Here is a 12,414-nt window from a genome sequence, read left to right on the forward strand (position 1 = left end):
GGATCCGGACTCGCCGGATCCGGCCGCGTCATTTCGCCGCGTCGACGATCGCGCTGATCACGCCGGGATAGACCTGGCCGCCGGTCGCGCGATCGAACAGCCCGGTGCTGTGGTTGGACGCCGCGGCCCCGGCGTCCCAGTAGACCGGCACGGCGCCGTGCGTCCATGCCGAACGCGCGACGTAGCGGTCCCACGCCGTGCGATACGTCTCCGCACCGGGGAACTCGGTCCGGCGGATCGCGCCGAACTCGCCCAGGATCACCGGGATGCCCTGGTCCACGAAGCGCGTCTTCATCTTCTGGAACTGCCCGTCGACGTAGGCCTCGTTGGCCCAGGTCTCCGTGTTGGCGGCGCTGGTCGCCCCCGCACCCCATTGCCAGATGCTGCTGCCTTCATTGAGCGTGAAGTTGTACGGGTCGTAGAAGTGCACTTCCATCATCAGCCGGCGCGCCACCGAGTCGCTCGGCACCGTCGCGAAATTGACGGTGTGATCGATGTTGGTGTTGAAGCCCTGGACCACCAGGTGCCGCGCCAGGTTGCCGCCGCCGGTCGCGCGCACCGCGTTGACGAAGGTCTGGTTGAAGCTGTTCTGCACCGTGTAGTACTCGACCGTCGGCGTGCCGTAGTCGCCCGTCACCATGACCTCGTTGGTGCCCGCGAACAGCAGCGTGTCGTCGTAGCCCTTGAAGGTGTTGGCGATCTGGGTCCAGAACTTCGTGATGCGCGCGTTGACCGTCGCCTGCTGCGCATAGGTCGGCTGCATCCAGCCGCCGTCCCAGTGGATGTTGATCATCGTATACAGGCCGGCGTTGTGCGCGTCATCCACCACCTGCTTCACCCGCGCCATCCAGGTCGCGCCGATGTTGTCGTTGGCGTCCGCGTACTGCTTCCACGACACGGGGATGCGCACCGTCTTGAAGCCCGCCGCCTTCACCGCGTTGAACATGGCCTGCGTCACCGCCGGGTTGCCCCAGGCGGTCTCGCCGCCGATGGCCTCGAGCGAGTTGCCCAGGTTCCAGCCCGCGCCCATCAGCTTGGACAGCTGCAGGCTGGTCAGGTCGCGCATGCCGGGCACGGTGATCGCGAAGCTCTGCGTGGTCTTGGCGCCGCAGGCGTTGGTGTAGGTCGCCACCGCCGCGCAACTGGCCTTGGCGGTCAGGCCGAGCTCCCGGCTGCCGGACGATGCGCCGCAGCCGGACCAGCTCCACGCGCCGCCGCTGGTCGGTTGCGGACCCAGGGTGACCGTCCCGCCGGCGGCGACGGTGGCCGCCGCGCCCTGCGTCCAGGCGCCGCTGCCGACCTTGACATAGGGCTTGATCGCCGTCGGCGTGCAGCTCTGCGCCGCCGCCTCCAGGCCGGTGATCAGGCCGAGAGCCGCGGTGAGCAGCGCGATCAGGGAAGCTCGTGTCGTCATCGTGTCTCCGTCTTGTGGGTGAATGGATGGCGTACCGCTCACACGGTGCCGCGCTGCGCCTCCAGGCGCTGCCGGATCTCCTCCATGCCGCGCTCGGTCAGCTCGAACCGCAACACCGCCACCAGCGCCATCAGCAGCCCGGCCACGGGGATGCCGGACAGCAGGAGGCGGATCATGAAGATCGCGTGCTCGCTCTGCACCGGCACCTTCGAATCGAAGCCGGTGAACTGCAGGATCCAGCCCGAGGCGCCGACGCCCAGCGCGATGCCGACCTTCGAGATCCAGGACTGGCAGGCCGCGAAGGAGCCCTCGCGGCGCTGGCCGGTCTGGAGTTCGTCGTAGTCGATGACGTCGGCGACCGCGGAGCCGTAGATCGTCCAGAAGCCGGCCCCGGTGAAGGCGACGAATCCGCAGGCCAGCAGCTGCAGCGCGGGGCGTTCCGGGTCGTAGAGCCACCAGTCCCCGATGAACGCGCAGATCGCCAGCGACAGCACCAGCGCCAGCGCCGCCCGCTTGCCGTGCCGCCGTGCGACGAGGTTGAAGAACGGGATGCCCAGGAAGCCGAACGCCATGCCGGACAGGCCCATCGCGGTGTTCCATTGGGTGGCCAGCGTCACGTCGCCCTTGCAGACGTAGTACACCGTCGCGTAGTACCCGAGCGCCGCGACCATCGCGGTGCCGATGCCGTACGCCAGCATCATCCCGAGCAGATGCCGGAACGGCCGGCAGCGCAGGGTGCGCCACAGTGTGTCGGCGAAGGGGATGTGGGTCTGCGAATGCGCGACCAGCTTCTCGTAGTAGCGCTCGCGCACGGTCATGAACATCACGACCGACACCGCCACCATCACCGCCCCCAGCAGCGCGCAATAGGTCTGCGCGCCGCGCAGGATGTCGGGCTTGCCGTCCGCGCCGTGGAACCACGCGAGCGTGGTGAACTGCGCGGCGAAGAACATCGCCAGCTCCGGCACCTTCTGGATCGCGTTCTTGATCGACATCACGTTGGTGCGCTCGTGATAGTCGGGCGTCATCTCCGAGCCCAGGCTGAGCCACGGCATGTTGAAGCAGCTCATGACCGGCACGTAGATCACCGTCGAGAGCACCATGAACATGAAGTACTGCATGTCCGTCCAGCCGCGCCCCACCGCGAACATCAGCGGCAGACCGATGCCGGCCAGGACGCCGCCGATCAGGATGAAGGGCCGGCGCCGCCCGTAGCGGGTGCGCGTGTTGTCGGAGATCCAGCCGAAGATCGCGTCCGAGGCGGCGTCGACGATGATCTTGATCATCTGCGCCGTCGAGATCAGCCCCGGCGCGACGCCCAGGAAGACGTTGAAGACGTGGAAGGCCAGGGACGCGTAGAGCCAGTGCCCCCACAGGTCGATCATCGAGCCCAGCCCGTAGCCGAGCTTCTGCGGCATCGGGACGCGGTCGTGCGGGCGCATCGCGTGAGGCATCGGCGCGGCGCCGTCGGCGGCGGACGTGGAGTTCAGGCTGTTGGCACTCATGGGGCGCGGGCTCAGAGGATCTGCCGTTCCTGGATGATCCGCGCGTAGTAGCGCGCGGACAGCTTGGGCGTGCGCGCCAAGGTGTCGTAGTCGCAGTGCACGAGGCCGAAGCGGCGCTGGTAGCCGTCCTCCCATTCGAAGTTGTCGATGAACGACCAGAGGAAATAACCGTCCACCGGCACGCCGTCGCCGATCGCGCGATGCAGTTCGCGCAGGTGGCCGCGCAGGAAGTCGCGCCGGTGCAGGTCGTGGCACTCGCCGCCGACGAGCGGCTCGTCGTCGTAGCCGCAGCCGTTCTCGGTGATGTAGATCGAGCGGTGGCCGTAGAGCTCCGCCGCCATGCGGGGCGCCCAGTACATCGACTGCGGCACCAGGTGCAGCCACGGCGGATCGGCGCGCGGGTAGTTCTTCGGCAGCGCGAGCTGTTCGTAGCCGGCAGCGTTGCTGGCGGCACGGACATAGTGCCCGGTGTAGATGTTCAGCCCGAGGAAATCGGTCGGCTGGCTGATCAGCGCGAAGTCGCCCGGCAGCACGGTCGGGGCGGCGTCGCCGACGCGCGCGAGGTAGGACTCGGGGTAATGGCCCGCGTGGATCGCGCCGAGGATGTGGGCGTTGCGGTCGCGGAACCACGCGGTCGCGGCGGCGATGTCCTCGGGGGTCTCGCTGACGGGCACGCTGACGTCGCAGTTGTCGGTCAGGCCGACCTTCGCCCCCGGTCCGCCGTGCAGGCGCACCGCGCGCACCGCATGGCCGTGGGCGACGATCGCGTGGTGATAGGTCTGGTTGACCACCGCCTCCGGCTCGCGGCGGCCCGGCGCCTTGGTGCCGTAGCCGTAGGCCAGCATCGTGAAGCAGCGGATCTCGTTGAGCGTGATCCAGTGCGTCACCTCGCTCGCGAAGGCCTTCACGACGACCTCCGCATAACGCGCGAAGGCGTCGACGGTCTCGCGCGAGGTCCAGCCGCCGCGCGTCTCCAGCGCCATCGGCAGGTCCCAGTGGAACAGCGTGACCCACGGCGTGATGCCGTGCCGGCGCATGCTGGCGAACAGCCGATGGTAGAAGCGCAGTCCTTCCTCGTTCACCGCGCCGGTGCCGTCGGGAATGATCCGCGGCCAGGCGATCGACATCCGGTAGTCCTTGACGCCGAGCGAGGCCATCAGCGCGAAGTCCTCGTCGAAGCGGTGGTAGTGGTCGACGGCCACGTCCAGCGTGTCGCCGCCGTGGACCGCGCCGGGCTGGCGGCTGAAGCGGTCCCAATTGGACTCGCCCTTGCCGCCCTCGAAGGCCGCGCCCTCGATCTGCGGCGCGGAGGCGGACACGCCGAACACGAAGGTGTCGGGGAAGGGCGACGCGTAGCCGAAGGCGGGCAGCGGCGACAGGACGGACGACACGGCGGGCGACACGGAGGGGGAGGGGTCAGGCGTGGAGGTCAAGGGACTGCTCGTGGTGTGAGGGTCGGAGGGGGTAAGCGCGACGCGGTGCGGGCCGGCTCAGCGGGCGGTCTTCAGCAGACGCGTCAGCGTCGGCTCGATGGCCTGCGCCAGTTGCCGGTAGCCGCGCTCGCTGAGGTGCAGGAAGTCGGGCATCACGTCCGGGGAGAGCGTGCCGTCGGCGTTCGTCAGCGAGGCGCCGACGTCGAGGAAATGGATCACCTGCCCGTCGGCGAAGTCCCGGATGATGGCGTTGACCTGGTTGTTGATCGCGCGTGCGCGGCCGTCGGGCCTGGCATCGCGCGGGAAGATCGCCAGCAGCAGGATCCGGGTCGAGGGCTGCCGCATGCGGATCTCGGTGATCAGGCGGCGCACGCCGGCGGCGGTCACGGCGGGCACGTCCTGGCGGTCGCCGGTGTTGTTGGTGCCGATCATCAGCACGGTGACCTTCGGCGCGATGCCGTCGATCTCGCCATGTTGAAGACGCCACAGCACGTTCTCGGTGTGGTCGCCGCCGAAGCCCAGGTTCAGCGCGTCGTAGCGGGCGAAGTACTCGGCCCAGGCCGCCTTGCCGGCGTCCTCCCATCCCTGCGTGATCGAGTCGCCGATGAAGACGACCTCCGGGCTCCTGCCGCTCTCGCGCAGCGCGCGGACCGCGGCCAGCTTCTGCTCATGACGCGGCATCCACCACTCCAGCGCCCAGGCCTGCATCAGCGGCGACGGGGTCAGCGACTCGGTGCGGTAGTCCGCGCAGACCGCGTTGGCCTGTCCGCGCCGCACGAAACGGACGTTGGCGATCGACAGCTCGCCGCTGCCGCTGGCTTCGACGGAGAAAGGCTGCCGCACCCGGCTGAAGTCGTCGCCGTCGCGATGGAAACACGACAGCGAGAACGACAGCCGCTGCCAGCCCTTGCCCTCCAGCGCGCGCCCGGGCATCAGGTAGTTGACCTTGCGTTCGCACCCGTCGCCGCAGGCCAGCTTGAAGCCGAGACCGGCCTGGGACAGCGCCTTGACGTTGATGTCGAACTCCAGCGTGCCGTGCGCCAGATAGGGGCGCAGATCGACGGGCGGACCGCCGTCGATGCGCAGGTTGGCGAACCACGCTTCCTGCCACGTCATCGTGACGGCGTCGCGCGCGCCGTCCTTGGCACTGCGGCGGGCCGAGACCCGGCTCGCCTCGACCTGGGGCTTGGCGGGCTTGGGGACCTCGGCGCGATCGCCGGTCAGCGGCGCGCTGAGCTCGAAGTCGGCGATCGTCCACTGATGGCCCGGCAGCGGCTGGTCGACGAAGACACGCAACTCGTCGACCGCGCCGGCCGGGGGCGCGTCGGCGGCGAGCGCGGCCGGCACGACGCCGGACAAGGTCGCGGTGGAGAGGAGGGCGGCGGTCATGGTGAACTTGGACATGGGCGGGACTGTGGGAAGAGCGGGTTCATCGGATCGGGCGGAGCTCGCCGTCGAGGCGGCGGGTGTCTCCGGGCTTGAGCACGACCGTCGCGCGTCGGTCTCCGGTGCGCACGACGACGCGGCGCGCGGCCGCGAAGCCGTCGCGGGCGGCGCGCAGCGTCACCGCCGTCACGCGGCCGACGGACCACGCAAGATCGACCTCGACGCCGCCGCGGGCGCGCAGTCCGGTCGCGCGGCCGTCGGGCCAGGCCGAGGGCAGGGCGGGCAGCAACTGGAGCTCGCCGTCCTGCGACTGCAGCAGCATCTCGAGCACCGCGGCCGTGTAGCCGAAGTTGCCGTCGATCTGGAACGGCGGATGCGCGTCCAGCAGATTGGGATAGGTGCCGCCGGCGTTGTTGGATTCGGTGCCGGGACCGGCCTGCAAGGCGGCGCGGGCGCCGGGTGTCGCGAGCAGGCCGCGCAGCATGCGGTAGGCCTGATCGCCGTCGCCGAGCCGTGCCCGGAACGCCATCTTCCAGGCCATCGACCAGCCGGTTCCCGCGTCGCCGCGGGCCTCCAGCGTGCGGCGCGCGGCGGCCGCCCAGGCCGGCGTGCGCGCGGGCGAGATCTGCCGGCCCGGGAAGAGCGCGAACAGGTGCGACACGTGGCGGTGCGTGTCGCCCGGCGTGTCGAGCACCGGATCGCGCTTCTCGTCCAGCCATTCGAGCAACTGGCCCCAGCTGCCCACCTGCGGACCCGCGAGCCGGTCCCGCAGCGCGGCCACGTGACCGCGCCAGGCCCGCTCGCCGCCGAGCGCGTCGGCCGCGGCGACGGCGTTGTTGAACAGGTCCCACAGGATCTGCTGGTCGTAGCTGACGCCGTCCTCGACCGGACCGTGCTCCGGCGACCAGCCCATCGGCGCGACCAGCCGGCCGTCGGGCAGCGCCACCAACTGGTCTTCCCAGAACGCGACGACCTCCTTCATCAGCGGCAGCGTGACCTCGCGCAGGAAGCGCGGGTCGCCGCCGAAGGCATAGTGCTCCCAGAAGTGCTGCAGGTACCAGGCGTTGCCGGTCTTGTTCCAGAGGTAGCCCATGCCGCCGAACGGATTCGACTCCGTGCGCACGGTCCAGCCACGGACCGGTCGGCCCTGCGCGGTCAGGAAACGCGCTTCGGGCGGGCGGACCTCGCCGGCATGCGCGCCGATGGGAATCGGCTCGCGGGAGACGACGGCGCCGGTCGCGGTCGTGCCGCCTGATGTCGATGTCGATGTCGATGTCGATGCTGAAGCTGAAGCTCGCGCCGCGACCTCGGCGACCGCCCGCCGGTACATCGGGATCTGGCGTCGCACGAAGTCGAGGAAGGGGCGCGCCATCTCCGCCAGGTTGGCCGTCTCCGCCGGCCAGTAGTTCATCTGGACGTTGATGTTGGTGTGGTAGTCCGAATTCCAGGGCGGCGTGAGACTGTCGTTCCACAGGCCCTGCAGATTGGCGGGCAGCGAGTCGCGCGAGCTGGCGATCAGCAGGTAGCGGCCGTACTGCGCGTGCAGCGCCTCGAGCTCCGGATCGCGGCCCTCGGTGGTGTAGCGGCGCAGGCGCTCGCCGGTCGGCAGCGCGCGGCGCTCGTCGTCGCTGCGGCCGAGGTTCAACGCCAGCCGGGCGAAGAAGCGGCGGTGGTCCGCGATGTGCCGCTCGAGCAGCGTGGCCCACGGCTGCTCGACGGCCGCGTCGAGCTGCGCGACGACGCGCGGCAGCGGATCGATGCCGCTGTCGAACGCCTTCGAGGCGTCGGGCAGGTAGCTGGTGCCGGCGGCCAGCACGATCGTCAGGGCGTCGCAATCGTTGAAGACGAGCCGGTCGCCCTCGACACGCACCGTGCCGCCTTCCGCGGCGAGGCGCACCTGCGCGGCGTAGCGCATGCGGTTGGCGGTGGGCGGCTGGTCGCCGGGCCGGCCGTCGGGGCCGGGCGGCGCATACCCGGCGAGCGAGCCCGTCGTCGTCAGCCGCGTGCCATGGGCGCCGTCCACGATCAGGCGCGCGCCGTGGCGGTCGGTCAGCGCGAGGCTGCCGCTGTACTGGCCGCCGCGATCGGCGCTCAGGCGCAGCACGATCGCCTGCGCGGGATGGCTCGCGAACGTCTCGCGGGTGAAGCGCACGTCGCCCCGCGTGTAGCTGACGCGATGGACGGCGTTGCCGATGTCGAGTTCGCGTCGATAGTCCTGGACGCCGCTGTCGTGCCCGGGCAGCGACAGGATCAGGTCGCCGAAGGGCTGGTAGGCGCCCATCGATCGGCTGTCACCGGTCCACAGCGTGTTCTCGTTGAACTGGATCCGGTCGCGCGCGAGGCCGCCGAAGAGCATCGCGCCGAGTCGTCCATTGCCGATGGGCAAGGCCTGGCGCTCCCAGCCGTCCGGCGTGTCGGGCGCGGGCGAACGTTCGAACAGGCGCAGGTCGGCCGGCGCCGCGGCCGCAGTCTCGGTCGCCGTCGATGCCGATGCCATCGGTGCGATGACGGCACCGATCACGGTCACGGCCGCGATCAGCAACCGCGCGGAGACGCGGCCTGCGAAGGAGGCGGCGCGCCGTTCGCTCACGCCGAGGCCCTCGGCTTGCCGACGACCACGCCGCGTCCATGGGGCGCCAGGAACACGGTGCCGTGCTCCAGCGGATCGGCGGCCATCGAGAGCAGGCGTCCGTAGCGGTGCAGGTCGTCGCCGATGCGGACAAAGCTCCGGCCCTCATCGTCGCTGCGGAACAGGCCCTCGAGCGGCGAGGCGCCGCCCACCGACACCCGTCCCCAGACGTAGATCGCGTGGTACGCCGCGCCCGCCGCGCTCTTGCCCAGCGCCATCATCCAGGCCTCGGCGACCGGCTTGATCGTCTGCATCGGTTGATCGACGGCGGGCAGATGGAAGAGGCCGTTGGGCAGCGCGAACCACAGGTCGCGGCCGCGGCCCGGCGCGCACACCAGCTGCGCGTCCTGCCAGTCGCCGACCTTCGGCAGCCCGTCGACCGCGGGCTGGAAACGCTGGCCGCCGTCGGTGCTCATCAGCACGCGGCCCTGCGCGCGGTCGAGCACGTAGAACACGCCTTCGACCGCGCGGTCCGCGATCGGTGCGAGCAGCGGGCTGCGATCGTCGGGCCATCCCTCGCTGCGCGACCAGCTGCGTCCCTTGTCCCTGGACCACATCGCCGGCTGCCGTTCCGGCGCCCACACGAGGAAGCCGCCCTTGGCGCTGACGGCGACCAGGCCCGTCGGCGCGCGATGGCCCCGCGCGTCCGCCGCCTGCCTCGGCGACGGTCCGAACGGGCGCCAGTTCAGCCCGCCGTCGACGGACACGTAGCCGCCGGTGGGCGCGTGGTCCGAGGTGCGCGCCAGCACGCGCGGCTCGAGCTGCGCGGCGTCGATCGAGCGGTTGGTCTCGTTGCTCGGCGAGAACAGTCCCGCCGACGGGTTCTTCGCGAGGTCGTCCCAGGCCGCGCCGGACACGTCGCCCATCGCGGCGAGCAGCGTCGCGCCGCCGGACGGGCTCTTGATCTCGAGCGTCGCGGTTTCCTCGATGTTCTCGACCTCGAAACGCCACGCGACCCGGCCGGCCGGCGTGCGCGTGGCCGCGGCCAGGGTGTCGGTCATCCACACGCCGTAGCCCGTGCCGTAGATCGCGCGGCTGCCGTCGTGGGGATCGAGCTTCACGTCGGCGATCCAGTGGCCCATCGGATCCGGCCGTCGCGTCGCGCGCTTGTAGTCGGCGAGCCAGGGGCGCGACGCCACGTCGTGCGTCGAGCGCGCGCCGATCGCGGTCCAGCTCGCGCCGCCGTCCTCGCTGAGGAAGAGATCGTCGCCGTCGACCCAGCGCTCGATCGTCGAGACGATCAGACGTCCCGGCCGCGCGCGGTCGACATCGAGACCGGAGTAGCCGAAGCCTTGCAGCCCCTGGCCGGGCTTGACCGGCGTGATCTCGGTCCAGACGGCGCGACCGCCGCGCGATTCGCGCTTCCAGACGCCGCCACGCGACGCGTAGCCGGGGTTGACCGCCTGTCCCGCATCGCCGCCCGCGAAGCTCACGTAGAGCACGCCGTCAGGTCCCATCGCCGCGTGCTGCGGCGCCATCGCCGGTGTGCCGGGTTCGCGGGCGAAGCTGCGTCCGCCATCGTCCGAGACGTAGAGGCCCGGCTGGTCGTGGCTGCCCGCGTAGATCCGCGACGCCGCTTTGCCGGCCGCGCCGCTGGCCGCGTCGATCAGCACCAGCGACACATGCCGCGCCGGCAACGCCAGCGGCTGGAAGCTGCGGCCGCGGTCCGTGCTCTTGAGCAGGCCGTCCTGCGAGCTGCCGAGGTAGAGCACCTCGCCGACCCAGGGATCGACCTGCAGGCGTTCGCCGCTGCCGCGGCCGGGCGAGTTGCCGCCGATCTTGAGGCCGAGCCCGAGCGGGTGCGTCGTCCAGGTGCGGCCCCGGTCGCTGGAGGCGAGCAGCGCGCCGTCTCGCACGTCCTTGGACAGGTAGAGGCCGCAGGCCAGGTAGACGCGGTCCGGATCGTTCGGGTCGACCGCGACGCTCAGCACGCCCATCAGATCGGCGTCGGCCTTGTCGAGGTGGTCCAGCAGCGGCCACCAGCGCCGCGCCTTCGGATCGAACCGGTAGGCGCCGCCGATGTCGGTGCGGCAGTAGAGCAGTCCGGCCTCGCGCGGGTGGAAGACGAAACCGTCGACGAAGCCGCCGCCGCCGAAGGGCACGCTGCGCCAGTCGTAGGGCACGACGGACGGCACGGCGGAAGCGCCGGTGGCGGCGAGCGCGCCTGAGAAGGCGGCGGGAAAAGGCCCCGCGATGGCGCCGCCGAGCGCGGCGAGACCGGCGGTGCGGGAGATGAAGCGGCGGCGTTGCATGCGCGATGTCTCGGGGTTGTGTGTCCGGTCAGCGGCCGATCAATGGGGGCCGGTCAATAGCGGCCGAGCTTGACGCGCAGCACCGTCGGCGTCGCGGTCAGGTTGAGGCCCCAGTCGACCTGGTCGCCGTTCCAGTTGCGGGTGGTGATCCAGCGCCCGTCCGGGCCGAAGCGGCCCTCCTGCGCGTGGACCAGCATCGTGCCCAGACCCTTGAAGGCGGCGTCGGGCTCGAAACGCAGCCGCGCGCGCTGGCCGGTGACGATGAACTCGTCGTCGCCGATCTGCGCGATGGCGACGCCGCCGCCGGGTCTGGCCGCCGAGGGCGGCGCATCGTCCTTGAGCTGCGGCCAGCTGCGTTCGCCGAACTGCCATTCGCCGAAGCTGATCCGGGCCGTCCAGCCCTTCAGCGCGAGGGTCTGGGGCTGGCGGTCGTCGCCTTCGGCCACGCCGTGCGTGCGGCCTTCCAGCGCCCATTGCGCCCACTGCGAGGCCATCGGCGCGAAGCTGCCGTAGACCGCGGCGATCGGCGCCGTCATGCGCGCGTCGGTGTACGGCGACCCCAGCGGGTAGTTGCTGTAGTCCGCGTAGTCGACGCCGAAGGGCGCGATCCCGATCGCGCCGCGGCCCAGGATCGCGTAGTGGTAGCGGGCGTAGGTCTCGGCGTTGCCGATCTCCGGCACCCACAGCGCGTTGTCGCGTCGCTGGAACTGCGTGAGGACCGCCTCGACCTTGGCCGACTCCGGCATGTAGATGTCGGGGCCGACGATGTCGATCTTCGGCGCGGCCGCCTTGTAGAGGCCGAGCACGTCGTAGGTCGGCCCGCCGCTGGCGAAGTCCGACTTCCACGGCGCCATCGGCGTCAGCGGGTCGCGCAAGGCGTTGTTGACATACATCGGCAGGTCGTAGGCCCGGCGGCCGGCCTCGGCGATCTCGCCGATGTAGCGCGCGATCGCCCAGCTGTGGAAGTACTGGTCGGCGTAGTCGCCGTAGACCTCCGTCCAGGAGCCCCGGGGCTTGCGGCCCGCGCCGGCCACCGGCTTCTGCAGCCGCAGCACGTCCGCCGGCACGTCGGCGGCGAAAGCCCGGTTGGCCGCCGCGCCGTGGTCGCGCACCAGGCCGTAGGTGCCGACCTCGTTCTGCACCTGGACCAGGATCACGGTGCGCGTCGCCTCGTCCACCTGCTTGAGGTGGGTCATCAGCGCGACGAAGGCGCGCTTGTCCGCGGCCAGGGTGTCCGCGCCGAGGGGCGACAGGCAGTAGCTCGGCTTCCCCTGCGCATCGAGCATGCGAGGGAAGCGCGCATTGTTCAGCTTGACCCACGCCGGCGCGTATTGCGGGCTGGTGTTCTTCCAGCTGGCGAACCACAGCAGCACCACGCGCAGCTGACGCTCGCGGGCTTGCGCCAGCAGCGTGTCGACGAAGGAGAAGTCGAAGCGGCCCTCGGTCGGCTCGACCTGTTCCCAGGCCACCGGCACGACGACGGTGTTGGCCTTGGCGTCGGCGACCGCGGGCCACACGCGCTCGAGCGCCGGCGCCGAATTGCTGGAGTTGTGCACCTGCGCGCCGAGGATCAGGAACGGCTTGCCGTCCACGAGCAGCGCATGGCGGCCGTCGCGCTCGACCAGGCGCGGCAGCTCCGCCGCCAGCGCGCCGCCGCCGCAGACGGCCGCGAGGGCGCCGATCACGGCGGCAACCACGGCCAGCGCCAGCCCGGAGGAAGGCGCCGACGCGACGGTCGGGCGAAGGCGTGCGGTCATCGGAGACATTCCTTTCCTGCAAGGGCCCGTCCGGACGC

At 71.0% G+C, this 12,414-nt stretch carries 7 protein-coding genes; all 7 read right to left on the bottom strand.

Annotated features, from left to right (window positions below; translation table 11 throughout):
- Nucleotides 1–28 precede the first annotated feature (28 nt).
- Genes AC1VNM_RS07690 through AC1VNM_RS07720 form a run of 7 tightly spaced genes read right to left on the bottom strand, consistent with a single transcriptional unit; the run spans nucleotide 29 to nucleotide 12,376 of the window.
- Nucleotides 29–1,414: a glycoside hydrolase family 5 protein gene (locus AC1VNM_RS07690; protein ID WP_483106458.1), complete on the bottom strand. Its 1,386-nt coding sequence runs from the start codon at nucleotides 1,412–1,414 to the stop codon at nucleotides 29–31.
- A gap of 38 nt (nucleotides 1,415–1,452) precedes the next feature.
- Nucleotides 1,453–2,919, bottom strand: a complete 1,467-nt coding sequence (locus tag AC1VNM_RS07695; RefSeq protein ID WP_483106459.1) for an MFS transporter — start codon at nucleotides 2,917–2,919, stop codon at nucleotides 1,453–1,455.
- 11 nt (nucleotides 2,920–2,930) lie between these two features.
- A complete protein-coding gene (locus AC1VNM_RS07700; RefSeq protein WP_483106460.1) occupies nucleotides 2,931–4,352 on the bottom strand; it encodes a GH1 family beta-glucosidase in 1,422 nt (473 codons plus the stop codon).
- Nucleotides 4,353–4,409: 57 nt separating this feature from the next.
- Nucleotides 4,410–5,756: a GDSL-type esterase/lipase family protein gene (locus AC1VNM_RS07705; protein ID WP_483106461.1), complete on the bottom strand. Its 1,347-nt coding sequence runs from the start codon at nucleotides 5,754–5,756 to the stop codon at nucleotides 4,410–4,412.
- Between the two features lie 25 nt (nucleotides 5,757–5,781).
- Complete coding sequence (locus AC1VNM_RS07710) at nucleotides 5,782–8,328, bottom strand: glycoside hydrolase family 95 protein (RefSeq protein WP_483106462.1); 2,547 nt, start codon at nucleotides 8,326–8,328, stop codon at nucleotides 5,782–5,784.
- Nucleotides 8,325–10,619: a hypothetical protein gene (locus AC1VNM_RS07715; RefSeq protein ID WP_483106463.1), complete on the bottom strand. Its 2,295-nt coding sequence runs from the start codon at nucleotides 10,617–10,619 to the stop codon at nucleotides 8,325–8,327. The genes AC1VNM_RS07710 and AC1VNM_RS07715 overlap by 4 nt, the downstream gene beginning before the upstream one ends.
- A 53-nt stretch (nucleotides 10,620–10,672) precedes the next feature.
- Nucleotides 10,673–12,376 carry a DUF5597 domain-containing protein gene (locus AC1VNM_RS07720; protein WP_483106464.1) on the bottom strand — a complete coding sequence of 568 codons (1,704 nt, stop codon included), beginning with the start codon at nucleotides 12,374–12,376 and terminating at the stop codon, nucleotides 10,673–10,675.
- Nucleotides 12,377–12,414: the final 38 nt, after the last annotated feature.

This window comes from Mitsuaria sp. MSU3D, from assembly GCF_056867975.1.